The organism is Picrophilus oshimae DSM 9789 (assembly GCF_900176435.1).
GTDB lineage: Archaea > Thermoplasmatota > Thermoplasmata > Thermoplasmatales > Thermoplasmataceae > Picrophilus > Picrophilus oshimae.
Genome location: NZ_FWYE01000003.1, coordinates 179,176 through 203,123, shown reverse-complemented (window position 1 = coordinate 203,123; position 23,948 = coordinate 179,176). Strand labels below are relative to the sequence as shown.

Annotated in this window: 25 protein-coding genes, 1 tRNA gene and 1 pseudogene; 13 read left to right on the top strand and 14 right to left on the bottom strand. The window is 36.1% G+C overall.

What is annotated here, in order from left to right:
* Positions 1-170 precede the first annotated feature (170 nt).
* The 3 genes from gcvPB to B8780_RS06470 form a co-directional block, all read right to left on the bottom strand.
* Positions 171-1,568: an aminomethyl-transferring glycine dehydrogenase subunit GcvPB gene (gene gcvPB, locus B8780_RS06480; protein ID WP_084273072.1), complete on the bottom strand. Its 1,398-nt coding sequence runs from the start codon at positions 1,566-1,568 to the stop codon at positions 171-173.
* Position 1,569: 1 nt separating this feature from the next.
* Entirely contained in the window at positions 1,570-2,859 is a 1,290-nt protein-coding gene (gene gcvPA, locus B8780_RS06475; RefSeq protein WP_084273071.1) for an aminomethyl-transferring glycine dehydrogenase subunit GcvPA, read from the bottom strand.
* A 600-nt stretch (positions 2,860-3,459) separates the two neighbouring features.
* A complete protein-coding gene (locus tag B8780_RS06470; RefSeq protein ID WP_161939689.1) occupies positions 3,460-4,599 on the bottom strand; it encodes an MFS transporter in 1,140 nt (379 codons plus the stop codon).
* A 244-nt stretch (positions 4,600-4,843) separates the two neighbouring features.
* Here B8780_RS06470 and B8780_RS06465 point away from each other — a divergent pair, with 244 nt between their 5' ends.
* The gene (locus tag B8780_RS06465) at positions 4,844-6,031 is read left to right on the top strand and encodes a glycosyltransferase family 2 protein (RefSeq protein WP_084273069.1); all 1,188 of its coding nucleotides are present in this window, start codon (positions 4,844-4,846) and stop codon (positions 6,029-6,031) included.
* An 8-nt stretch (positions 6,032-6,039) separates the two neighbouring features.
* On the top strand, positions 6,040-6,648 hold the full coding sequence (locus B8780_RS06460) for a CDP-alcohol phosphatidyltransferase family protein (RefSeq protein ID WP_084273079.1): 609 nt from the start codon (positions 6,040-6,042) through the stop codon (positions 6,646-6,648).
* Here B8780_RS06460 and glmM read toward each other — a convergent pair.
* Genes glmM through B8780_RS06440 form a run of 4 tightly spaced genes read right to left on the bottom strand, consistent with a single transcriptional unit; the run spans position 6,640 to position 9,501 of the window.
* Positions 6,640-7,971, bottom strand: a complete 1,332-nt coding sequence (gene glmM / locus B8780_RS06455) for a phosphoglucosamine mutase (RefSeq protein ID WP_084273068.1) — start codon at positions 7,969-7,971, stop codon at positions 6,640-6,642. The two genes, B8780_RS06460 and glmM, sit on opposite strands and share 9 nt — an antisense overlap.
* A gap of 18 nt (positions 7,972-7,989) precedes the next feature.
* The gene (locus tag B8780_RS06450) at positions 7,990-9,003 is read right to left on the bottom strand and encodes a glycosyltransferase family 2 protein (RefSeq protein ID WP_236719401.1); all 1,014 of its coding nucleotides are present in this window, start codon (positions 9,001-9,003) and stop codon (positions 7,990-7,992) included.
* Between the two features lie 50 nt (positions 9,004-9,053).
* Positions 9,054-9,320, bottom strand: a complete 267-nt coding sequence (locus tag B8780_RS06445) for an elongation factor 1-beta (protein ID WP_201788789.1) — start codon at positions 9,318-9,320, stop codon at positions 9,054-9,056.
* A gap of 4 nt (positions 9,321-9,324) precedes the next feature.
* Positions 9,325-9,501, bottom strand: a complete 177-nt coding sequence (locus B8780_RS06440) for a zinc finger domain-containing protein (protein ID WP_011177964.1) — start codon at positions 9,499-9,501, stop codon at positions 9,325-9,327.
* A 232-nt stretch (positions 9,502-9,733) separates the two neighbouring features.
* On the opposite strand from B8780_RS06440, the gene B8780_RS06435 reads away from it, so the two are divergent.
* From B8780_RS06435 to B8780_RS06415, 6 genes are all read left to right on the top strand, one after another.
* Complete coding sequence (locus B8780_RS06435; RefSeq protein ID WP_236719400.1) at positions 9,734-10,873, top strand: NRAMP family divalent metal transporter; 1,140 nt, start codon at positions 9,734-9,736, stop codon at positions 10,871-10,873.
* A gap of 57 nt (positions 10,874-10,930) precedes the next feature.
* Complete coding sequence (locus B8780_RS06430) at positions 10,931-12,721, top strand: PINc/VapC family ATPase (RefSeq protein ID WP_084273064.1); 1,791 nt, start codon at positions 10,931-10,933, stop codon at positions 12,719-12,721.
* A 42-nt stretch (positions 12,722-12,763) separates the two neighbouring features.
* On the top strand, positions 12,764-13,147 hold the full coding sequence (locus B8780_RS06425) for a DUF302 domain-containing protein (RefSeq protein ID WP_084273063.1): 384 nt from the start codon (positions 12,764-12,766) through the stop codon (positions 13,145-13,147).
* Between the two features lie 29 nt (positions 13,148-13,176).
* Positions 13,177-14,166: an aldo/keto reductase gene (locus tag B8780_RS06420; protein WP_084273062.1), complete on the top strand. Its 990-nt coding sequence runs from the start codon at positions 13,177-13,179 to the stop codon at positions 14,164-14,166.
* A 79-nt stretch (positions 14,167-14,245) separates the two neighbouring features.
* Entirely contained in the window at positions 14,246-14,407 is a 162-nt protein-coding gene (locus B8780_RS08240) for a hypothetical protein (protein WP_011177959.1), read from the top strand.
* A 1-nt stretch (position 14,408) separates the two neighbouring features.
* Positions 14,409-14,491 (top strand) — tRNA-Ser (locus B8780_RS06415).
* Between the two features lie 26 nt (positions 14,492-14,517).
* On the opposite strand, the gene B8780_RS06410 is transcribed toward B8780_RS06415, so the two are convergent.
* A complete protein-coding gene (locus B8780_RS06410; RefSeq protein ID WP_084273061.1) occupies positions 14,518-15,198 on the bottom strand; it encodes a stage II sporulation protein M in 681 nt (226 codons plus the stop codon).
* A 21-nt stretch (positions 15,199-15,219) separates the two neighbouring features.
* Positions 15,220-16,992, bottom strand: a complete 1,773-nt coding sequence (locus tag B8780_RS06405; protein WP_084273060.1) for a chloride channel protein — start codon at positions 16,990-16,992, stop codon at positions 15,220-15,222.
* A gap of 155 nt (positions 16,993-17,147) precedes the next feature.
* On the opposite strand from B8780_RS06405, the gene B8780_RS06400 reads away from it, so the two are divergent.
* The gene (locus B8780_RS06400; RefSeq protein WP_084273059.1) at positions 17,148-18,182 is read left to right on the top strand and encodes a Y-family DNA polymerase; all 1,035 of its coding nucleotides are present in this window, start codon (positions 17,148-17,150) and stop codon (positions 18,180-18,182) included.
* Here the strand turns inward: B8780_RS06400 and B8780_RS06395 are convergent.
* The 3 genes from B8780_RS06395 to B8780_RS06390 are packed head-to-tail and all read right to left on the bottom strand — an operon-like array spanning position 18,179 to position 18,781.
* Entirely contained in the window at positions 18,179-18,376 is a 198-nt protein-coding gene (locus B8780_RS06395) for a hypothetical protein (RefSeq protein WP_084273058.1), read from the bottom strand. The two genes, B8780_RS06400 and B8780_RS06395, sit on opposite strands and share 4 nt — an antisense overlap.
* Positions 18,373-18,501 (bottom strand): hypothetical protein, encoded by a 129-nt coding sequence (locus B8780_RS08360; RefSeq protein WP_269087913.1) that lies wholly within the window; start codon positions 18,499-18,501, stop codon positions 18,373-18,375. Before B8780_RS08360 ends, B8780_RS06395 begins: the two co-directional genes overlap by 4 nt.
* Positions 18,502-18,505: 4 nt before the next feature.
* Complete coding sequence (locus tag B8780_RS06390) at positions 18,506-18,781, bottom strand: hypothetical protein (RefSeq protein WP_084273057.1); 276 nt, start codon at positions 18,779-18,781, stop codon at positions 18,506-18,508.
* Between the two features lie 75 nt (positions 18,782-18,856).
* On the opposite strand from B8780_RS06390, the gene B8780_RS06385 reads away from it, so the two are divergent.
* A complete protein-coding gene (locus tag B8780_RS06385; protein WP_011177955.1) occupies positions 18,857-19,576 on the top strand; it encodes a carbon-nitrogen hydrolase family protein in 720 nt (239 codons plus the stop codon).
* On the opposite strand, the pseudogene B8780_RS06380 reads toward B8780_RS06385, so the two are convergent.
* Positions 19,563-20,960: pseudogene (locus tag B8780_RS06380) on the bottom strand (MFS transporter). The gene B8780_RS06385 and the pseudogene B8780_RS06380 sit on opposite strands and share 14 nt — an antisense overlap.
* 204 nt (positions 20,961-21,164) lie before the next feature.
* Between B8780_RS06380 and B8780_RS06375 the strand changes: the two are divergent.
* Genes B8780_RS06375 through B8780_RS06365 form a run of 3 tightly spaced genes read left to right on the top strand, consistent with a single transcriptional unit; the run spans position 21,165 to position 23,619 of the window.
* Positions 21,165-22,211, top strand: coding sequence for an aldo/keto reductase (locus B8780_RS06375; RefSeq protein WP_084273056.1), 1,047 nt, complete (start codon positions 21,165-21,167; stop codon positions 22,209-22,211).
* Between the two features lie 43 nt (positions 22,212-22,254).
* A complete protein-coding gene (locus B8780_RS06370; RefSeq protein ID WP_084273055.1) occupies positions 22,255-23,259 on the top strand; it encodes an alcohol dehydrogenase catalytic domain-containing protein in 1,005 nt (334 codons plus the stop codon).
* Positions 23,260-23,295: 36 nt separating this feature from the next.
* Positions 23,296-23,619: a hypothetical protein gene (locus tag B8780_RS06365; protein ID WP_048059499.1), complete on the top strand. Its 324-nt coding sequence runs from the start codon at positions 23,296-23,298 to the stop codon at positions 23,617-23,619.
* On the opposite strand, the gene B8780_RS06360 is transcribed toward B8780_RS06365, so the two are convergent.
* Entirely contained in the window at positions 23,616-23,924 is a 309-nt protein-coding gene (locus B8780_RS06360) for a winged helix-turn-helix transcriptional regulator (protein ID WP_084273054.1), read from the bottom strand. The two genes, B8780_RS06365 and B8780_RS06360, sit on opposite strands and share 4 nt — an antisense overlap.
* Positions 23,925-23,948: the final 24 nt, after the last annotated feature.

Genomic DNA, 23,948 nt, shown 5'->3' with positions numbered 1-23,948 from the left:
ACTATTTTTTAATAGATTTTTTATTCAAAGTTTTTAAAATCTTTTTATGGGTATATTAATATATCTTTTATTTTCTATTATAAATAAAATTTTAAACAATCTTCATTTATCAATAATAATTAGAAAAATGAGTGAAAACTGCTGTCCATTTTTATAAATAATTAAAATATTTACCAGTGAAGTTTTAGCTGCCTTGCAGCCTTAAGCTCGTCTATTCTTGAAACTGATGTGTTCAACGGAGCCATTTTTAGATCATTGTCATCTGCTTTCAGCGCATTTACCATTGCCTCTATGTAATAATCAAGATCCTTTTTTGTCGCACTCTCTGTTGGCTCTATCATCATTGCCTCCTTTACTATCAATGGGAAGTACGTTGTTGGTGGATGAATTCCGTAATCAAGAAGGTACTTTGCTATATCAAGGGCCTTCTTTCCTGTGTTCTCTGTTGAAAGGACAAATTCATGCTTTTTTAATTCCTTGTACGGTATTTTATAATATCCTGACAGCTGATGTGACATGTAATTTGAATTCAAAACGGCCTTTACAGTTCTCTCCTTAAGGTAATTCCCGTTTTTGATAATATACGATAATGCCCTTATAAGTATTGAAAAAGAACCATAATATGATGAGACCTTGCCAATGGTCTTTGGTATGTTATAATCAAGGTAATACATACCATTTTTGAATGATACCAGCGGCACCGGAAGATAATCTTTTAAAAATGATCTTACTGCGACAGGGCCTGCTCCAGGACCGCCACCACCATGTGGCGTTGCAAAGGTTTTATGTAGATTAAAATGAACAATATCAAAACCCATTATGCCAGGAGTCGTTATGCCAAGTATGGCATTGAAGTTTGCGCCATCATAATAAAGTAATGCCCCATTTTTATGCATAATCTCTGAGATTTTCATTATATTATCATCGAATATACCAAGGGTATTTGGATTTGTAATCATAAAGGCTGCTGTTCTTTCAGAGACTGCATTGTTTAGCGCATCCAGATCAACAAGGCCATTTTCATCGGATGGAACCTCTATGACATCAAAGCCGCCCATGGATGCCGATGCTGGATTTGTTCCGTGTGCACTGTCAGGTATTATTATCTCCATGCGTGTATCAAGCTGGTTCAAATCCTCAAAGTATTTTCTTATTATTAGTATTCCGGTGAACTCCCCATGGGCCCCTGCTGATGGCTGCAGTGATACATAATCAAGACCTGAGATCTTCTTTAGATAATCCTGAAGAAGATACATTACCTTTAATGTGCCCTGTGAACATTCATCATTCATTAATGGATGCATCTCCTGAAAGCTTTCCATGCCAGATATTTTATCGGCATATTTTGGATTGTATTTCATTGTGCATGATCCAAGAGGGTACATGCCAAGATCAACGGAGTAATTCATCTGTGACAGTCTTGTATAATGCCTTGAAACATCGAATTCATTATAATCCATTAATTTAATACTCTTTCTTTTAAGATTAATATCAAAATCAATACCTTTTATTGAATTAAAGCCAAGATCCTTAAGATACGGTTCATTATAATATGCCTGTTTGTACATTTTAATCACCAAGCTTTAATAGTGCATTAAAATCATTATCGTCATTCATCTCTGTAACGGAGAAAAAGCGCCAGGTATCTTCCCCAGAACCTGTAATATCCCTGTATTTTATGCCGCCTGCAATATCATTATTTTTAAGCTTCTCATCAAAGTCTTTTATTTTTACATTGAATAGGTTATCAGAAAAGCTCCTTTGATTAAATACAGGCTCTATACCAATGGATTTCATGAATCTCCGAAGCTTTTCGGAATTCTCAATTGTTTTCATTGCAATATTGTACAATCCTGATGCGCCATTAACCGAAAGATATACAGAGGCCGCTATTGCAAGCAATGCCTGGTTTGAGCATATATTGCTTGTTGCCCTGGCGCGTCTTATGTGCTGTTCCCTGGCCTGTAGCGTCATGACAAAGGCGCGCCTGCCGTTTACATCGTTTGATTCACCGATTAATCTTCCTGGAGATTTATGTATATAATCCTTCTTGAATGAGAAAAGACCAAGGAGCGGGCCACCATAGTTCATATGTATTCCAAGCTGTTGGCCTTCTGCAACGGCTATGTCTGCGTCATACTCACCTGGCGGCTTTATTATTCCAAGTGATACCGGATCGTAATAGCTTATAAGAATTGAATCCTTTTTTATGTCCTTGATTTCAAAGACATTTTTATCCAGGATTCCATATGAATTGGGAATTTCCCCAATAATGGCACATGTGTTATTGCTGATCTTATTGTTTAGATCTTCCAGATCTATCAAACCATTGTTAAATTTATATTCAATTAACTTTATGCCAAGGCCATGAATGTAATTATTTATAACGCTCCTCTTTGATTTATATAGATTCTCCGGAATTAATACCTCACTGCGGCCGTTTATTCTATATGCCATCCTCACAGCCTCTGCAAGGGCCGTGAAACCATCATACATTGAAGAATTTGTCACGTCCATCCCGGTTAAATCGCATATCAGGCTCTGGTATTCAAAAAGGGCTTGAAGTATTCCCTGAGATATTTCAGGCTGATATGGCGTGTAAGAAGTTAAAAATTCATATCTTGAGATAATTTCATCAACCAGTGATGGTATATACCTTCTGTATATACCATTACCAAGGAAGAAATGTTCCGGTTTTTTGTTCATTTTTGAAATCTCATAAAACTGCTTTATAAGCTCCATCTCGCCTATTTCAGGGCCAAGATCGATGTCTATTCTAAGTGATTCAGGTATATCCTTAAATAGATCCATTTTGTCCTTAAGGCCTATGGTCTTAAGCATGACATCATCATAATCCATGAAAAACGATATTTAGAGGATATTTAAATATTTATCATGGAAGTTTTTATATTTATAAACATTTTATTTTAATATGTATGAATTAAAATTTATAAATTGAACAAAAGCAAACATTCGTTTTATTACCTTGATAAAAACCATATCCTTAATATCAGGGAAATTTAAAAACTATGATATATGTCATAAAAGAGATAATATTGTATTAATAGCATGATCCATGCTTTGTATATAAATTGGTATATAATCAAGGATAGCGCAGGTAACTGGCTTTATCATGGAAAGCCTGCCATGCTTTGTATATAAATTGGTATATAATCCATGGATATATGATAAGAAGAATCAAGGTATAAAAAAAGAAATATTATAATATATATTGTTTCAGCATTTGCAGGACTTAAAACATAATATTATAAATAATATTGATTATTCAAACATAAAGGATCAGAGTCTTTTAAAAATTACATATAAAATTATATCATTCATGATGAAAAAATATAATATTATTCCTGGAAAATTATTATAAATGGTTTTTACCCATGATCATGAAATTGTGTAAAGATCTGTTAACGTTTTTATAAAGCCTTGATACTGGAGTTTAATTTAAAATGATTCAGTATATCTGTAAATTTCTATAAATACCTTCGATGAGACTATTATTCCGGTAAGTGATGCAATTGATATTAACATTGTTGCAATTCCAAGACCTATGATGGAAACAATTGTTGGAAATGCAAGCACGGCCAAGAATGATGGAACATTGCCTATGAAATTGCTTAAACCTATTGCAGTTCCACGGTATTCCCTGGATGAGACCAGGGCCTGAGCCGTCAATAATGGCTGATTGTTCCAGTGGTTTCCAAAGATAAAGATTACCATGAAGATTAATGTTATATAATAGCGGCCAAGATAGATCGATAAACCTGAGCCAATAAGTGATATAAAGGCAATTATAAATCCGTATGAGCCAAGTCTTTTAAGCCCAAGCCTTGGCAGCATCAATGGACCTATAATGCCTGCAGGTACACCAAAAGCGTATATTAAAAGAGTTATTATCCTGGAGCCTATTATATTATATATATGAAGTCTTGTTACTATATATGGAATGAAAAATGCAAATGTGCTTACCTCAACGCTGCTGCATATGCCGCAGATCCAGGAGTATAAAGTTGCGTGCCATTTTAAATTGTTTTCCCTTAGCTTTTTTATGAAGTTTATGTATCCATGATTATTTACACTTATATTATCAAGCCTGTTATAGTTTATTAATAATATTATATTTGGAATAACTGATGAAAATATAACTAATCTCCATATAATCTTTGATAGGTGTATAAGCAGCATTAATAATATAATAGAATTTATTGACAGTATTGCAAGTGTTGCCATTTCAGTGTTCATTGTTCCAAAGTACTCGCGTTTTCCTGGTGATGAGCTCTCCATTATATATGAATAAACGTTTGGTATGTCTGAGCCAACAGGAAATCCTGCAATGAATCTTGATACCGTGAACATCAAGACATTCCTTGAAAAAAGAGACGCAATTGCTGCTATTATAAAAATTATATTATTTATTAAAAAACTTTTTCTCCTGCCAAGAGAGTCATTAATAATGCCGCCCAGTATTGAGCCAATGGCAGCACCACCTAACGTTGCGCCTGTTAAAATGCCTGTCCACGCTGCGTCTGCATTGAAATATCTTATTAAAAATATGCCCAGCATTGGTACTGTAAATACATTCATATGCCCAGCATTGGTACTGTAAATACATTCCATTCATCGACAAAGATGGATAAAAGCATTAGTTTTGGCGTATCATTCTTCATGAACATTGATTATTTCGATAAATATTCATATTTTTAAAGGTGCATGAAATGATGACTATAAATAATATTGTAATAAAAATTTATTAATCGATAAAGTTTTCTCCTGCTTTATTAATAAAGATTATGAAATAATTTATATATAAATATGGGATTAGCACCGGATGGATATTGCACAGGATATTGGAATACTTCTAATTGTTGTTGGTATAGTCTATTCAATATACCAGTTTCCAATCCTGCTGATTGGTTACCTTCATTTTCATGATTATGATATAGATTTTGACTGGGATAATTATAAACCGCTTGTCAGTATAATAGTACCTGCAAAGAATGAGGAAACTGTTATAGGCAGGTGCATAGAATCCATACTTAGTCAGGCTTACGATAATTTTGAGCTTTTTGTTGTTGTTGATAACTCGGATGATGATACATATAGAATAGCAAAGTCCTATGAAAGGGATGGAAGGGTTCACGTCTTCGAGAGGCATGGAAACTTAACAAAGGCATCTGCATTGAATTATGCATACTCAATGAGTCATGGCGAGATCATAGCAACTTACGATGCCGATACAGTGCTTGAGAAAAACACATTGAAAAATGCGGTTTATGGCATGAGGTACATGGATGCCGATGTCCTTCAGGGATACAACACATACATAAACAGGGAGGAAAACATCTTCACAAGGCTTGCAGCCATAGATGAGATTATTGTAAAGGTTTCAATGATAGGCAGGATGTATTTACATCTATTTGTTCCCGTTGCAGGATCAAATCAGTACTTTAAAAGGGAAACAATAAGGATCATAGGTGGCTGGAACGGCAACTTTCTTACAGAGGATCTTGAAAGCGGCGTCAGGATGGCTGCAAAGAGGATGAGATCTGCATATCTGCCAAGCGCCAAAGTTTACCAGGAAACCCCGGCCACATATTCAGAGTACATAAAGCAGAGAATAAGATGGCTGCGTGGCTACCACCAAGTCCTCCTGCATTCAAAAAAGGAGCTATCAGGACTGAGCGGTCTTGATATATTAATGATTGTACTCGCGCCGACATTTTCCGGAATACTTCTATTCTCATCGATATATATATCGATACTAAACTTTTACAATCCATATGTCCATTCAATGAGAACATATTTTATATCGCTTTTATTCATATTTTTTATGATATACATTATTGCATTTGTCCTGGCATTAATAAAAAAGAAGGAAAATGCGCTTTACATACCATTGGTTTATATATACGTTGTTTTAAATGCAATTATATCAATATACACATTCTTCCTTGAGATTCTTGGCGTTAAGCGTGTCTGGTACAAGGTTAAGAAGACCGGTAAAACAACGATGTAGGTGTGTCAATGGTTCTTGATTCATACAGAAAGAGCGCGGATAAAATTATAGATCCATTATCAAGGCTGTTTTTAAAATTCAGACCGAATACAATTACAATATTATCACTGATCTTTGCACTTATGGCAGGTATATTCTATTATTTAAGCCATTTCTATTTAATAATATCTTTTATTTTTTTATTGTTTTCATCGCTGTTCGATGCCCTTGACGGAAAGATTGCAAGGATAAAAAACTTACAGTCATTAAAGGGCGATCTCATGGATCATACCTTTGATAGATATTCTGACATATTTATAATAACCGGCATGATGCTTTCATTCTATGGAAATATCTACCTTGGTCTTTTTGCAATCATTGGAATATTAATGACCAGCTATATGGGAACGCAGTCACAGGCACTTGGTTTGAAGAGAAATTACTCCGGAATAGCAGGAAGGGCTGACCGTCTTGTTCTCATAATAATATTTACATTGATACAGTTCCTTGTACCCGGATATTTTCTTATACATGGAATAAAAATAGATGCAACGGATATTTTATTAATATGGTTTGGCGTTGCCGGGAATATAACTGCGGTAACAAGGTTTATTGATGCTTATAAAAATTTAAATTAATTCGTTTAACAATGATTTGTATTTATTTGAAAGCTCTGCTGCCTTATCCCTGCTTTTAGATTCTGCGTATATTCTTATAATTTTCTCGGTTCCTGAGGGCCTTATAAGAACCCAGCCTTCATCTTCAAGGATCTTTAAGCCATCGGTTTCATCGATCTTTTTATCTATTCTTTCAATTAGATCCTTTCTTATTTCCTCCCAGCCACGCCTTCTTTCCACCGAGCTTTTTACTATCGTGTAATCCGGTATATCATTTAAAAGCTGTGAAAGCGTTTTCTTCTCTGATGCAAGCAGGTTCAACATTAACGATAGGGTCATTGCACCATCCCTGCAGTACTGATGTTTGCCGTATATTATACCGCCATTTTCCTCACCGCCTATTACTGCCATGTTTTCTATCATGGTTCTTGCAACTATCGGTGCCCCAACCCTCGTTTTTATAAGTTTTGCATTCTTTTCAGCACATATATCTGAAAGTGCATCAGAGCTGCTTACAGGTGTTACAACCGTATCTCCATTTTTTACTGTGTACTTTACTATAAGCGCAAGGCTCTTATCCCCATCAATAAAGTTTCCGTGCTCGTCTATAAAGACACAGCGGTCGGCATCGCCATCATGTGCTATGCCTATATCAAAGTTGCCGGATCTCATTAATGATATTAGGTCACCAAGATTTTCCGGTTTTGGCTCGGAATTTCTTGATGAGAATGTACCGTCAGGATTTGCATTCAATGATACTATGTGACAGTTATACTTTGATAGAAGGTACGGGCTTGTAAAATATGCTGCACCATTTCCGGTATCTATAACAACCTTAAATTTTCTATCGCGTATCTTATCAACATCAACAAGAGACATTATTCCGTTTATGTATTCATCTATGGCATTGCTCTCTGGATAAAGCCTTCCAGATGATTTCCATGAAACCTTTTTAAATTTTTTGCTATCAATGAGATCCTCTATTTCCTTTTCTGATTCCTCTGATATTTCAGTTCCATCACTGGCAATGCATTTTATGCCATTGTACTCCGGTGGATTGTGGCTTGCAGTTATCATTATTCCTGGCAAATTATGTTTCTTGCAGTAATACTGAAGCCCGGGCGTTGGAAGAATCCCAAGGTATTTAACATCGGTTCCGGTCGACATCACACCAGAGATAACAGCGTTCATTATCATATCGCCGCTGATTCTTGTATCCTTGGCAACAGCAATGGTTTTTGAATTAAAATACGTTGAGACGGCCTTGCCAACGGTCATTGATAGTTCTGTTGTGAGATCCTCGTTTGGAATGCCACGGATGCCGTTTGTACCAAAATATTTCATGGTGATTAATCGTTTTTATTATAATAAACTTTTATCATCAATATTATAGATACGGCCGCGCCACATTATGTTTTTCATCCTGCTTGCCTTTATTAAATTCGATGTGTATATAAAAGGAATCATAATACCTATAATTATATAAATTGGTCTAAACTTTTTTAACCTCAGTATACTTTTTGAAATATAAACAATGCATGGTATTAAAAATAAAAAGAATAAGGGAGAATAAAAGATGCCCATAATAATTCCAGAGAAGAATAAAAACATGTATGAAAAGAAGAACAAAAGGCCGTAATATAAAACCTTTCTTGATGCTGATATTGAAAGGGCCGTTTGCCTGTTTGCCCACTCATAGAATTCATTGAAGTGCTCTGGTGAATTAACGACCGGCATTGCAGATTTTACATATGCTATCTTCTTGTTTTGAGATTTACACATCTTTGTTAATACAGTATCATCTGAAACATGCTCGCTGAAAAAATCTATCTTATTATCTATAAGATCCCTTTTAAATGCAAGGGAGCCTCCCCAGCCAAACCTTGTCAGGTCAGACTCCATCAATCCCTGGCCAACAAAGCCCCAGAGCTCCTTTACCCTTGACCAAAAGCCGGCAACAGGCATGAAGTATGGAAAGGTTGTTGATATGCCAATGTCTTCGGATGACAATGGTCTTAAAAGGTTTTCAAGCCAGTCTTTATTTACTGTTATGTCTGAGTCTGCTATAACGTATGAATCATACACATATTTTGAAAGTGCTGTTGCAATGGCCCTAACCTTGCCGCTGCAGTTTTTGCAATGGTAATCGCTTTTAATATAGTCTATATTAAGCCTTTTTATAATATTTAATGATTGGTCCTTATCATCATCAACAACACATAGAACATTATAATTCTTATAATTCTGGTCTGTTATTGATCTTAGATTCTCTTCAAGGGAGTAATCAATTCCACGGCATGGAACAATTACAAGGCAGCTTTTATTGTAATCACCATATCTATTACAATTTTTAACAGGATGGAACTCTATGTACAAAAAACCTGCAGAGATCAGTATTAAAAATATAATATATATTATAATAAGGATCATATTAATGATATGTCTTTTGTATCCACCTGGCTTACGCCCTCTATGCCTGCAAGTATGGACTCGACCCTGTCTGCCCTGCCCTCCTCGTCGGGCATTATTGCCTGGACATTTAGCGCCTTTAGCCCAAAGCCGATTTCCTCTGTTTTTATATCGTTTATCTTGCAGACACCGTTTAATTTCTCCCTTATTTTGGATTCAAGCTTAGAAAGATCGTTATCGACATCCTCTGGAAGAACCCTGAAAACAACAAGAACATCTCCCATGATATCACGGCCCCTTAAAGCCACATTTCGGGCAGACATAATCTGTTGAGTGCTCGCGGCACTGCTTGCATCTACCAATAACAGCCTCGCCACAGTTTGGGCAGTCAAATATTGAATATCCTGGCTCGACAAGCCCTATACCACATGATGTACAGTTATCCGTGCTCTTAATATTTATCACCTGCCATAAAGCAATTTAAAGCCTTATGATTATATTTTATATAAATATTTGTTATTTTACAGGCATTGCAATTTTCAATGTTTAATAATGGATTATTATTTTAAATGGTTTTTACCAAAGATTTATTTAGGTATACCTAATTATGATTTAGTGATGCTGCTTGGCTGAAAATTTTAACAGATTCAATAAAATCAAATTTTATTTAAAGTTTGGGGGCCCGGCGTGGCTTGTAATGATGGCAGATATGGATGCCAGCAGCACACTTGGCGCGGCAGAAACCGGAGTGACTTTTAAATACAATTTAATATGGTTTATTCTTCTTTTAATTATACCGCTTTACATTATACAGGAGCTCTCAGGGCGTATAGGCATAGCAACATCAAAGGGCTTTGGTGATGTTATAAGAGAGAATTATTCTAAAAGAACATCTGTATTAATGTCCTTTCCGATGGCCATTTCGGATGTTGTTACTTACGCAATAGAGTACATAGGCATAGCCATAGGTTTGAATTTAATCGGCATTCCAATTATAGTATCCCTGCCCGCTGTTTATATAATACATTTATTTGTTGTATCAAAGAGGAAGTATGCAAGAACCGAAAGGATACTTATACCTGTATCATTTGTCCTGATACTTGCATTCATTATTGACCTTTTCCTTAGGGGTTTTATAGATTCAAACCCGGTTTACATAAAGTTTTCATATTCATATATATTCATGCTTGCGGTCAACGTTGGGGCCGTTATAATGCCCTTCATGCTGTTTTTCCAGGCATCGGCAACCGCGGATAAATATAAATTCGTAAGAAATGCATTCTCCATGGCAAATATAAAGAATGTGGCATTAAAATCCATGAGGAGGGAGACCTTTCTGGGCGCCGTTGTTTCAGAGCTATTAATGGTCATTGTGGAAATGGTCTTCTCCGGGATAAAATACAATGGAAGCTTTGCATCGGCGGTTGAGCTTTCAGGCGCCCTTGATAATGTTGCCGGGCCTTTCTCACCATACCTTTTTGGAATCGGTTTAATATCTGCCGGCTTCATAGCATTAATAGTAATATCGCTGGGCAGCGCCTGGGGCATTGTTGAATCACTTGGCATTGATAAAAAGCACACATTCAAGGTATATATTATTGAAAGCCTTCCGGCGGTGATGGCTGGAATGATTCTGCCACCATCGTTTTTAATAAATATCGTGCTTTACCTGCTTGTTGTCTTTGTCTTTGTATTGATAGGCCCCGGCATAATACTTGGTATTATAGGCATAAACAAAGAGATCATGGGTAATCTTAAATTATCCAAGGCAAATGCAATTGCATACTTTTTTTCAATAGCATTTGTTATAATTTTTGGTATTCTTGCAATAATATAAAATTAAATAAAACAATTTCTTTGAAATTATTTAAATAATAATATACAATGCATAAACGTGGAATACGTACCTGATACCTCTGTAATAGTTGATGGAAGATTCACATCGTTTATATCGGACAAGGCCGGTTCAAGGGTAATACTCGCAGAGGCCATGCTTGCCGAGGTAGAGCACCAGGCAAATGAGGGGAGATCCATTGGATTCGCGGCCCTTGAGGAATTAAAAAATCTCAGAAAGCTTGCAGATGATGGAATAATATACATAGATATCTATGGAAACAGGCCCCAGGACTGGCAGATACGCAGGGCCAAGAGCGGTGAGATCGACAATATTATAAGAAACATAGCACTGGAAAACGATGCAGTGCTTGTTACAGGAGATAACATACAGAGAGACATAGCAATGATAAAGGGCATAAAGGTTGAGTATCTAAACGCCATTGAAAAGAACACAAGAAACATTGAGGAATTCTTTGGTGAAAATACAACGTCTGTTCATTTAAAGGCAAACATGAAACCTGTGGTAAAGAACGGTTACCCCGGCAGGAACGTCCTGGAGGAGCTCGATGAAATAGTAAGCTATGATGAGCTTGAGAACATAGCAAGCAATATTGTAAAGCGCGGAAAGCTTGAGGATGAATCATTTATTGAAATGGACATGTATGGTGCCACGGTCATACAGCTAAAAAATATAAGAATCGTAATAACCAGACCGCCCTTCTCTGACAGCCTGGAAATAACAGCCGTCAGGCCAATAAAAAAGCTGGACATAGATGATTACAATCTTGATAAGAGATTAATAGAAAGACTTGAAAATAAAGCCTCCGGAATACTCGTTTCTGGTGCCCCTGGTGCCGGAAAGAGCACCTTTGTAACTGCACTGGCAGAGTTCTACGCTGGAAAGGGAAAAATTGTAAAGACCATGGAAAAGCCAAGGGATCTGCAGGTATCAAATAAAATCACGCAGTACACAAGCCTGGAGGGTGACATGGAAAAAACCGGAGACATATTGCTTCTTGTAAGGGAGGATTACACGGTATTCGATGAGATGCGTGTAACCAGCGACTTTAAGGTTTATTCGGATCTTAGACTCGCAGGCGTTGGTATGATTGGTGTTGTTCATGCAACAAAGGCCCTTGATGCAATACAGAGGTTTATAGGCCGTGTTGAGCTTGGCCTTATACCACAGATTGTTGACACCGTAATTTATATAGAAAATGGTGGCATATCACAGGTTTTGACAACAGAGTACACTGTTAAGATACCGGCAGGTATGAAGCAGGAGGATCTTGCCAGACCGGTTATAATAGTAAAGGATTTCCTGTCAAACAAACCTGTTAGCGAGATATATTCCTTTGGAAATGAGATCGTTGTTGTTCCTGTTGCCCAGGAGATATCAGGAAATGCAATATATGATCTTGCGTCACGTAAAATAGAGGATGAGGTTAAAAGATTTTTAAATACAGATAAGGTTCTTGTTAGAATAGATGATGACACCAGGGCAACTGTAAGCGTTCCTGAAACAAAGATACCAAGGCTTATAGGCAAAAAGGGAGAGAACATATCAAATCTGGAAAAGCAGCTTAACATAAAGCTTGACGTTGAACCATTAAAGGAAGATTTAAACGAAAAGCAGGAGGCAATTATAGAAATAAAAAATAAAACACTGTACATAGACGTTGGAATAAAAAACAAGCCTGTTAGATTATACGTTGATGGTATAATGATAATGCGCGCAAGGACATCAGCAAAGGGCATGGTTAGAATAAAAATAAACAGCGATACAGGTTCATCGTTATATAAATACATAAAGGATGGTAAAAAGATAGAATACATGGTTGAAGAATAAAATAATACTAAAAATTTATTTAATTAAATAGTATAACAAAACATGTACGCATATGAAAAGGTTGTTGATTCAGGGGCAGATCAGCTTTTCTCAAGGATATATAAAAAATTAAAGGATGAGAACTGGGTGGTTGTTTCCTATATTGATATATCAGAGATGATGAAGAAGCAGTATAATATTACAATGGAGCCTTACTATATAATGGATGTGTGCTACCCTCCCGCCGCCAGGGAGCTGCTTGATGATAACTACGACATAGGCGCCTTTATACCATGCAAGGTAATACTTGCCCAGAGGGACAAAAAAACAAAGGTTATAATTCCAAGGCCATCTATATTAAGCAGGGAGTTTTTGAATTCCAGTGGAAAGATAGCAGAAAAGTACGAGGACATTATAATAAATCTTGTTGATGCGGAAATAAAATAATCTTATATATTATTAAAATAATTAACATTATGGATTATACAAGACTTGGTAATTCAGGAACTATTGTATCAAGGTTATGTATAGGTACATGGCATCTGCCAGGAAATGGATCATTTAACAACGGCATAGAAAATGTTGATGAGGCTGCATTTTCAAGGATATTCAAAAAGGCATATGATAATGGTATAAACTTCTTTGATACATCAAATATATACCATGGAAGGGTGGAGCATAACGAGGACTGCATAAAATGCACCGGAAACTCGGAAAGAATACTTGGCAACATTATAAAGGAATATGAGCGCGAAAGCCTTGTAATAGCCACAAAGGTCAGGGGCCCCATGGCAGGGTTTCCAAACGGTGAGGGTTTATCAAGGAAGCATATAATGTGGCAGATAAGAGAATCATTAAAAAGGTTAAAAACCGATTATATTGATTTATACCAGATACACTGGAGCGATAATAATACGCCACATAATGAAACAATGAAAACATTGAGTCATCTTGTTGATCTTGATCTTGTTAGATACATAGGATCAAGCAATGTCTCTGCATCAGATGTAACTGATTTTATGAACATAGCGGAGAAAAATAATTATGAAAAATTTATAACAATGCAGGAGCCTTACAATATATTGAACAGATCAATAGAGGAGTCAAAATTCGATGTTGCAAGGTCAATGGGGCTTGGAATACTTGCATATGAACCATTGGAACAGGGAATATTATCAGGAAAGTACATGAAATCGAGTACTGGTAGGATAAGCTATTACAAGGATTTATCAAGAAGGATAGATGAAACCTCTGAAATGGTCATAAGGCTCAGTGAAATAGCAAGAAAACTTGATGTTACCATGGCACAGCTTGCAATAGCCTGGATATTAAAAAGGTCTGAGGAGGCATCTATAAATATAATACCAATACTTGGAGTAACAAATGAAAATTACCTTGATGAAAATCTTGAGGCGCTTAACATAAATATAAATAATACATACATGAAGATGATCGATGAATTATAATATAAATTTTTAATAATATTAGAAATAATAAGAATTTCATATAGAAAAAGATAATATATTAAAAATAATTACACTAAACATGGGAGATAAGCTGGCAGAGGTGGAGATCTCAAAAGACGGTGATATATACTACGTCAGGATCACACTACCAAACGGTGATGTTGTAAACATGGAAAACGAGAGCTTCGAGGAGGTGCTTGAACAGATAGCAAATGATCTCCAGGAGAGGTACAGCTCATAATGCGAGGATGGCCCAGGGGTACGGCGGCAGCCTGCTAAGCTGTTTCTCGTAATGAGAGCGTGGGTTCGAATCCCACTCCTCGCGCTTTTAATTATAAATAAAAATTATTTTTAGTATTCATTTGAATAATCCATATCCCGGATGTTGTTCTTCCTGTCTTCCCTGTTTATGTATCTGAACAGGAATATTAAAAGTAAGAATGCCGGTATTGAAACAGGCCAGACACGCTCCAGTATATAGTTCAATGGGTAGTTTGCCAGCTCCATGGTTATCGTCCATGTTTCAACTGCACCTGCAATGGCAAGCTCCAGCACAATAAAAAGGTACATCTCTATTAACCTTGTGAATAGCCTTTTTGTGCTGTAATTCCTTTTTCTTAGCGTTATTAGATAATATATTATATAAATATTCATGGCAGATGCTATTGCATAGCTTGGTATCTCGAGCCAGGTATCAGGTAATAAAAATAATGATATCGCCAGGAATAGTCCTGATACATGGTAATGCACGGTACCCTCGGCTGCAAGAACCAGTGATGTCTCTGTTATTGAATAAACAAAGAATATTACACCGATAACAGGAACTATAAATTCTATTGTTGCTATTAATAGATTGTGTGGAAAAATAGAAAGCCACATCGTTATAAATGGCTGGGAAACAATTGAGCTCTGCTCAAGCTTGAATGCATTGTAAAGTCCGGGATTGTTATAAGGTATTGAGGAAACACCAAGATAGATGGCTATTTCAAGTACGAAGAATATTATAAAGAGCTTGCCTGCAGTAACCTTCATGAAAGATAATTTAAATTATACTTAATAATCTTTATTAATCTCCGGGTTTTCCTCAAGGTATTTTTTGTAAACATCAAGAATTGTTTTTAATCTTACTATGCCTATAAAATTACCATCCTTGACAACGGGACACCAGGTTGTTCTGTTCTTCATCATAAGCTCCCATGCTGCCTCGGCATTGCTTTCAGGCCTTATAAATGATGTTGCCGGTACATAGTAATCGTTAACCGGGCCGTACCTTGCATTTTCAAGATCTGTTACATAGACCGTTCCCAAAAATTTCTGGTTCTGGACAACAGGCAGCGAGTAAAGTTCATAATAGTTCATTAGTTCCCTTGCGGAATATATTTCATCGTATGGTTCAACGTATATCTTTTCTATGTTTAGATCCTTAATAATTATATTTTTAAGCAGTGGGGATGAGAATTCACCCATGTTTGCAGGTGAATCCCTTCTTGTAAGTACCTGTGATTCATATATGCTGTATTTTGTACCTGAAACAATATATGATATTGCAACTGCAAGCATGGCACCAGGGAGTAATTGAAGGCTACCGGTCATTTCAACGACCATTAAAATAACAGAAAGCGGCACCTTTCCGGCAGCACCAAAAAAAGAAAGCATTCCAATGATAACAAATGGTGCAATGTTTGGTGCTATGTATGGAAAGCCAAGATGAACTAGATAACCAAGAAGCGCACCAAGTGATGCACCTATGAATATGCCAGGCGCAAAGACACCGCCTGAGCCACCGCTGGCTACAGTAAATGATGTTGCAAATACCTTCATAAATGGAAGGAAAACCAAAAATATTACCAGCGGCATGCCATAATAAACAAATTCATTGAACCTGCCGTATTCAAGGAGCTGAACCCAGCCATATCCTGTGCTCAGAACCTCCGGGAAAAACAGTGCAATAATTCCGGTAAATGCAGCACCTATTATCGGTTTGTAATACGGTGATAAATTTAACCTTTTAAAAAAATCCCTTGTGCCGTAGAAAAACCTTACGTAGAAAATTGCAAAAAGACCTGTTATTAAACCAAGGGTTGCATAGAACGGCAAACGCAGTGGATTGAATGGTAAAAGATAATAACCAAAAATTGGCTCAAAGCCGACAATTGAGGCAAATATTGAATAGCCTACTGATGCAGCCACTATTGAAGGAAATAAAACCTCGGTTTCCATATCCCTTCTGTACAATATCTCGGCTCCGAGAACAGCACCACCTATTGGTGCCTTAAATATTGTACCTATGCCAGAGCCTATGCCAACAGCAACTGCTATTCTTCTATCCCTTGGTGTTAGCCCAAGAAGATCTGCTATAAATGAGCCAAGGCCTGCTGCTATCTGGGCTGTTGGCCCCTCACGGCCTGCAGAGCCACCCGAGCCTATCGTTATTGCAGAGGCTATTGTTTTAACAACAGGTATTCTTCTTCTTATCTTTCCATAGTTGTAGTGAAAAGATCTTATTGCACTATCCGTTCCATGACCCTCGGCCTCAGGCGCAAACCTTTGGACAATGAAGCTTGATATTGCGGCACCAGCAATTAAAACGACCGGTATTAAATAGAATCTAAGTGCATAAAAATGATAGATGAGTGAGCCATTTTCACCGAGCGGTCTGGGAAGGTTTGTTCCAACAATCCTTGCAAGAAATATGTATTCGAAAAATCTTATTGAAAAATAAAAGATAGTAGCACCGAGACCTGATATAATGCCTATGATTAGTCCCATGATAAACCATTTCTCGAAATATGGCAGTGATGATAGTTTAAAGCTAATTCTTCGCATATATTCATTGGCATTATATAGTAATTTAAATATTTAACCAATTAAAATAAACTATAAATATCCCTATAAATATCCTGCATCAGGATATTTAAATATGGAATTTCAAGGACTGGTAATTGCAAAAAAATTTTATAGATATTAATATTTAAAAATTAATGATAATGCTTATAGACTTTGATTATTTCTTTGCACAGGTTGAGGAGATAAATGATCCATCACTAAAGGGAAAACCTGTCGTTGTATCCGTTTATTCTGGCAGAAATGAGAGAAGCGGCGCTGTTGCAACATCAAACTACGAGGCCAGGGCCCTTGGCATAAAATCAGGAATGCCACTTTACAGGGCACTTGAAATAGGAAAAAACCGTGCAGTTTTTTTACCGATAAGAAAGGATTTTTATCAAAAGTACTCTGATAAAATAATGGATATAATATCAGAATACTCTGAAAAAATGGAGATAGCAAGTATAGATGAGGCATATATAGATATTGATGGAAACGACTGTAAAATTGGCATTGCAAATGAAATAAAAAACAGGATATTAAATGAAACCGGAATAAAGGTCAGCATAGGAATAGGTATAAACAAGGTAATAGCAAAGATGGCCGCAGAGATGGCAAAGCCAAATGGCATAAAATGCATATCAGCTGATGAAACAGAGAAATTTTTAAATGACATAAAGATAAATGATATACCTGGAATCGGAAAGGTTCTTTCTAAGAATTTAAATGAGATTGGCATCGAGTATTTAAGGGATATAAAGAATTTTGATGTAAATAAGATAAAATCCATACTTGGTGAATCAAAGACAAATTATCTTTACGAATTGTATGAGAATAAATATTTTAGCCCTGTTGAGCCAAGGGTAAAAAAGAACTTTGGAAGATATTTAACACTGCCAGAGAACACAAGGGACATTGATAAGATAGTTCCATATCTTAAAAAGAGCATTGATGCAGCATATGAAAAGGCACCTGGAATACCACAGGAAATAAGCGTTGTTGCAATAATGGAGGATCTTGACATTGTATCAAGATCATACACAGGAAATGCAATAAAGAGGGATAATTCAATAAATATAGCATTGAACCTTTTAAATAAAATAATCTCAGAGGATAATAGAAACATAAGAAGGATAGGCGTAAGATTAAGCAAGATCTCAAAAAATAATACATTAGATGATTTCTTCTAAAGTTTTTTAAGATATTTATCGAAATAATATTTTATCTTTTCTTCAAGTTCTTTATCGATATCTATATCATTCAGCCTTGCCATTGCAATAAGTCCTGATGCCCTTATGATCTCATTTTTTATTGCCTCTGATGTTTCCAGCATCTCAGTATTTATCGCTGCAATTCTTGATTCAATCATGGCAAGCTTTATCATTTCCTCTCTCTTAGTTTTCTCGATATTATCGACTCTATCTCCGTTATTGTTTTTAGATCCTCCTTCATCTCCTGGAGCCTCTTTTCCATGTTCGCTAATTTTTCCTCCTCCTCCTGATAATTCATAATTTCACTTGCTTAACTTAAATTTTTTATCCATGTCATCCATACCCTGAACAAGCTCCTCAAGATCCCTGAGTAAATGCATCATATCAACCTCAACGGCCTCTGATAAAAGGCTTACCTCTGTTAATATTTGCTCATCATCGTCGTTTAATTCTAAATCATCTGTTTTATCATTTATTGATGTTACTGCATCCTCCATGGCATCGTTTAGCTTCGATATAAAGTCTTCAAGGATCTCCTTCTGTTTTTTAAGGTTTTCAATATCCGTTCTCACAGACATTATGCATAATCATAAACAATATAAATAAAGCTTTGCATGAATTAATTATTATATCTTTAAAGGTAATACAAAATTATGATTATAAAAGGTATCCAGGCTCAAAGGATGAACTATAAAGATGCTGTTAAATATCTCAATGATCTTTGTTTTGATTCAGATATAACATTAATGCCTGAAAAATGGATAACAGAAAGATTAAACAATGAAAATATTGAAAATATTATAAATATATTGATTGAAAAATCAAGGAATAAAACAATAGTCCCGGGATCATTCTCATTCATCGATGAAAAACTTTTCAACCGTTCATATATAATATCAGATGGTGCCTTAATTGGATATCAGGATAAGATAAATTTGTACATGGGAGAATCCATTTATTATAATCCAGGTAACAAAATAAATGTTTTTGAAACAATGCATGGAAAAATTGGCATAGCAATATGCTATGATCTGGATTTTCCATACTATGCAAAGATTCTTATAAAAAAAGGTGCGTCATTGATATTAAATCCCTCTTTAATAAGGTACGAGTTTCACAATGAATGGCATCTCTATGTTGAATCAAGGTCCCTGGAGAATAGAATACCTGTAATCTCTGTAAATTCTGTTTCAGATGATTTTAAAGGTGATTCAATTGCAGCTGTACCATATAAATATAAATACGGTGTAAAAATAAAAACATTCTGTGAAAAAAATAGGGATTTAATAATAGATTTAAAAGATATATTATACGATGAAATAAAAAAGAGAATTAATGAGGACAATGGTATTTACGATTTTATTCCTCCTTGAGCTCGGTTCTCTTTGCTGTGTGCTTTAGGCCACTCATTGAATTCATTGCATTCTCCTCAAGGGAGCGCCCACCTGTTTCCATTGATAGTGCATATAATATGATTCCGCCTATGATAACCATGACTATATCGTAGATTAAAGAGTTAAAAAGGCCTATTGCGGCGTAAATTACAAGTGCCGGAAGTGCCAGTCCGAATTCAAAAAGTTTTTCCCAGCCAACCGCGAGACCTCTTGAATTTGTTGTGGATATTTCTGCAGCCGGCAGGTACTGTAATGTCCCTATGAAACCAACGTTTATGAAGAAGAACAGGCCAAACATGCCTATTACCAGGTCAACGCTTATGAAGTGGTAAATATATGCGAATAAGAGCACTATTAATGGTATTGCACTTAAAACAAAGCCGAGAAGTCCCATAAGCCTTCTTCCAACACGGTCAGCAAGGATTAATGTTAGAACAACGCCGAATGTACCTATCAGATCTATTAGGAATGTGCCAAATGTTGCGCCTGCATATGATACATGGAAATCATCCTTTAAAACAGCTGACGAGTAAACTGAAACAAGGTTAACAGTAAGTGCATATGCTGCACCTATCCAGAATATGTATGCTATTGCCCTAATGTTTCTTCTGTTGAAGAACTCTCTTACATGCTCACCAATGCTTGTTTTCTTCTCAAGTTCTATCTTATCTGGATCTATGTATATTCCATGCTTTGCCAGCTTCTTCTCTATCTTTGGTATTAAATCCTTTCTTCCATTGGCCTTTGCCCATCTCAGGCTTGGTGGCATATCAAACCTTAGGCCGAAAAGTATTAATACCGGAACAGCTGCTATGAAGAAATCATACCTCCAGGCCAGTAAAGCGCCTACTTATGCAGTTAAATAGAATCCTATCAATGTTGTTGCAAGTGTTCCAAACATGAAGAAGATCTTCTCCATTGATAGTAATGATCCCCTTCTCTTTATAGGTGCGTATTCAGATACCAGTGGCAGGGCTGCAGCATAGTCAAGTCCTATGAATATTCCGAGTATTAACCTTGTAACAAAGAATGTAATAAAGCCCGTGGATAACCCGCTCAAAATTGCAAATATGGCCATGCCCAGAGTATCATACAGGAAAAGCTGCTTCCTTCCTATAGCATCAGATAGGATTCCACCAAAGATTGCACCACCGGCAACACCGACCCAGTATGCAGCATTTGCAAGTGCAGCGGCAACCAAGGACAATTCAAATAATGTTCTTACCTCTGTTAATGACACTGCCGCACCAAACTCGTTGAATGCATCCGTGAAAGGGCCAAGTGCGGCCGTTATTGTCAGCAATAACTGGAATCTTCCAAGCTTTGCACTGTCTATAGTTTGGAATTCCGTATTTGCATTCATGAATTTATATTAAGCCATACCTAATAAATATTATGAATAAACTTTATATATTAAATATTAAATTTAATATTAAATTTAATTAAATGCACTAATATTCTTATAAAACTTATTCCTGTAATTTAATAAATTATAGATATAATATTTAATAATTGTTTTTATAACATTTATGGATAATTATTTTAACATTAAATTATATTAATATATATGAAATACATACGTTTTGGCAACTCTGGATTAAAAGTTTCAGAGATAGCACTTGGCACCTGGCATCTTCCAAGCTCAAATGATGTTGATTCCTTTAATATAAACAAGGTCGATGAACCGGCGGCATTAAACATAATAAAAAGTGCCGTTGATTCCGGAATAAACTTCTTTGATACAGCCAATATTTACCACGGTGTAATGCAGAATCCAGATGTTTATCACACAGGCAACTCCGAGAGAATCCTTGGAAGAGCATTAATAGGATATGACAGGGAAAGCCTGGTAATATCAACAAAGATCATGGGCAGAATGGCAAATCATCCAAATGGCATGGGCCTTTCAAGAAAATACATAAGATGGCAGGTAAACGAATCATTAAAAAGGTTGAAAACGGATTATATAGATATACTGCACATGCACATGCCAGACATAACAACACCAATTGAGGAAACTATCGATACACTATCATCACTTGTATATCAGGGGTATATATATTATGCAGGAGAGAGCCATTTTCATCCACAGGATATAATTTACATTCTAAAGTATTCAAGGGATGTTCATTTGCAGATGATATCAATGCAGGAGCCCTACAATTTAATAGATAGATACATAGAAAAGGATAAGATTGATATAGCAAGGGTCTATGGCCTTGGCATAATGGCATACATGCCGCTGGCACATGGCTTTTTATCAGGAAGGTACATAAAAGAGGTGCCGCCAATGTCAAGGAGCGATAACCTATCAGTTTATATAAATAATGATAATATAAAAATACTTAATGAGATAAACGAAATAGCAAGAAGTCTTGATGCAAGTCTGGCACAGATCTCGATATCATATATATTAAAAAAGAGCGAGATCATGAACATACCAATTGTTCCGGTTATTGGTGTGACCAGGGTTGAACAGCTTAATGAGCTTGTTGAATCATTAAATATAAAAATACCTGAAGATTATATTAAAATGCTAGATGATCTATCCATACAGTTTAAAAATAAATACATTGAGGATTACAAAAGGATAATAAAGTATAATATCAATTAATTACCCCTGGAAAAATAGATTAGATTAATCATCATATTATACCATGAAGGCAGCATTTTTGAAAAAACTGAACTCAGAGCTTGAAATAGATGATATAGAGGAGCCAGAGCCAGGCGATGATGAGGTTGTCATAGAACAGAGATATACTGGAATATGCTACAGGGACATATTAACAATGCAGGGCTTCCAGCCCAGGGTTAATATACCTGTTATACCAGGTCACGAGATATCAGGAAGAATTATAAAAAAGGGAAAAAACGTTGAGTCATTTAATATCAATGAAAGGGTTTCAAGCCTGATATACATACCATGTGGAAAATGTGAATTCTGCCTTTCCGGAAATGAAAACCTTTGCGTAAACAAAAGGATCTTCGGTGAGTCCGTAAACGGCGCATACAGGAAATATATAAACGTAAATATGAATTCATTGGTCCACGTACCTGACAACATTCCTGAGGAAAGCTCCGTAATAGCGGCCTGCGTAACAGGCATGATAATACATGCACTCAGGATTGGGAATATATCAGAGAAAAAAACAGTTTTAATAACAGGCGCCGGCGGGGGCGTTGGCATGCACGCTATTGAAATAGCAAAAACCTATGGTGCCACGGTCATAGCTGAAACAACTTCTGAATGGAAGAAGAAGGCCATCTATGAAGCAGGTGCTGATTACGTTGTTTCAGGCAGTTATTCAAAAGACGTAAAAAATTACGGCGGTGCCGACATTGTACTTGAAATCGTTGGAAAGGATACATTTAATGAATCCTTAAGGTCCTTAAAGACCGGCGGCTCACTGGTATTAATAGGAAATGTGAGGCCGGCAAGTGCAGAGATGCCAATAGGTTTAATCATAATGAAGGGAAATAAAATTATAGGAAGCCTGAGCTCAACAAGAAAAGACGTCTCAGAGGCGCTTCAGCTATCATCTGAAAAAAGGATAAGTCCAAGAATCTTCGATAAGGTCTCTTTAAATGATGTTAACAGGGCATTTGATGATATGATAAATAAAAGGAACAACGGCAGGATTTTAATAGATTTAAATAAATAGGAAAATACTAAATACCATGAAATTAATTTATTTTCAATGGCTGTGGTACCAAAAAGATCAATAGCACCAAGAACTGGATTTATCTACAGAAAGAAGAGAAAGCATTCCTCCAGGCAGAGGTTCGAGCCCGGATATATAACAAGGCAGAGCGAGAAGAATAAAAAGGAAAAGGAGAATATATCGAATTTAAGAAAGAAATTAAATAAATGCAGGAACAGAATGGACTGTGTAAAAAAGGTCGTAAAATCATCAAATCTATGCTTTCACAACATCGGTGAGAATAGCGATAGAATATATCTAAAAAATGGTGGTTATTTCTATTTATACGAAAACAGATGGTTTTATCATAAAAAGCATTAATCCCATTTTTTCTCCCAGGATTCAAGGTTCTCTATAACATTTTTAAGATCCCTTCCCTTGTCTGTAAGTGAGTATATAACCGAGAACGGTTGCGTTGATACAACATTCCTTGATACTATGTTTGCATTTGATAGCCTCTTCAATGCACCTGACAGCGTTTTAGAGCTTATTCCATTTATTGATTTTAAAAGCTCGTTGAATCTCATGTCCTTTTCCAGGAGAAACCTTATTATTATAATATCCCACTCACCGCCGATATCCTTTATTGCTGATGACAGTGGACATTTCATTTTCTCATTGATCATGTTTACTGTAATATATCAGATGTA

Coding starts and splice junctions, on each gene's coding strand:
- gcvPB (WP_084273072.1), bottom strand. CDS start 1,568: ATGTACAAACAGGCATATTATAATGAACCGTATCTTAAGGATCTTGGC.
- gcvPA (WP_084273071.1), bottom strand. CDS start 2,859: ATGGATTATGATGATGTCATGCTTAAGACCATAGGCCTTAAGGACAAA.
- B8780_RS06470 (WP_161939689.1), bottom strand. CDS start 4,599: ATGAATGTATTTACAGTACCAATGCTGGGCATATTTTTAATAAGATAT.
- B8780_RS06465 (WP_084273069.1), top strand. CDS start 4,844: ATGGATATTGCACAGGATATTGGAATACTTCTAATTGTTGTTGGTATA.
- B8780_RS06460 (WP_084273079.1), top strand. CDS start 6,040: ATGGTTCTTGATTCATACAGAAAGAGCGCGGATAAAATTATAGATCCA.
- glmM (WP_084273068.1), bottom strand. CDS start 7,971: ATGAAATATTTTGGTACAAACGGCATCCGTGGCATTCCAAACGAGGAT.
- B8780_RS06445 (WP_201788789.1), bottom strand. CDS start 9,320: ATGGGAGATGTTCTTGTTGTTTTCAGGGTTCTTCCAGAGGATGTCGAT.
- B8780_RS06435 (WP_236719400.1), top strand. CDS start 9,734: ATGATGGCAGATATGGATGCCAGCAGCACACTTGGCGCGGCAGAAACC.
- B8780_RS06425 (WP_084273063.1), top strand. CDS start 12,764: ATGTACGCATATGAAAAGGTTGTTGATTCAGGGGCAGATCAGCTTTTC.
- B8780_RS06420 (WP_084273062.1), top strand. CDS start 13,177: ATGGATTATACAAGACTTGGTAATTCAGGAACTATTGTATCAAGGTTA.
- B8780_RS08240 (WP_011177959.1), top strand. CDS start 14,246: ATGGGAGATAAGCTGGCAGAGGTGGAGATCTCAAAAGACGGTGATATA.
- B8780_RS06410 (WP_084273061.1), bottom strand. CDS start 15,198: ATGAAGGTTACTGCAGGCAAGCTCTTTATAATATTCTTCGTACTTGAA.
- B8780_RS06405 (WP_084273060.1), bottom strand. CDS start 16,992: ATGCGAAGAATTAGCTTTAAACTATCATCACTGCCATATTTCGAGAAA.
- B8780_RS06400 (WP_084273059.1), top strand. CDS start 17,148: ATGATAATGCTTATAGACTTTGATTATTTCTTTGCACAGGTTGAGGAG.
- B8780_RS06395 (WP_084273058.1), bottom strand. CDS start 18,376: ATGATAAAGCTTGCCATGATTGAATCAAGAATTGCAGCGATAAATACT.
- B8780_RS08360 (WP_269087913.1), bottom strand. CDS start 18,501: ATGAATTATCAGGAGGAGGAGGAAAAATTAGCGAACATGGAAAAGAGG.
- B8780_RS06390 (WP_084273057.1), bottom strand. CDS start 18,781: ATGTCTGTGAGAACGGATATTGAAAACCTTAAAAAACAGAAGGAGATC.
- B8780_RS06385 (WP_011177955.1), top strand. CDS start 18,857: ATGATTATAAAAGGTATCCAGGCTCAAAGGATGAACTATAAAGATGCT.
- B8780_RS06375 (WP_084273056.1), top strand. CDS start 21,165: ATGAAATACATACGTTTTGGCAACTCTGGATTAAAAGTTTCAGAGATA.
- B8780_RS06370 (WP_084273055.1), top strand. CDS start 22,255: ATGAAGGCAGCATTTTTGAAAAAACTGAACTCAGAGCTTGAAATAGAT.
- B8780_RS06365 (WP_048059499.1), top strand. CDS start 23,296: ATGGCTGTGGTACCAAAAAGATCAATAGCACCAAGAACTGGATTTATC.
- B8780_RS06360 (WP_084273054.1), bottom strand. CDS start 23,924: ATGATCAATGAGAAAATGAAATGTCCACTGTCATCAGCAATAAAGGAT.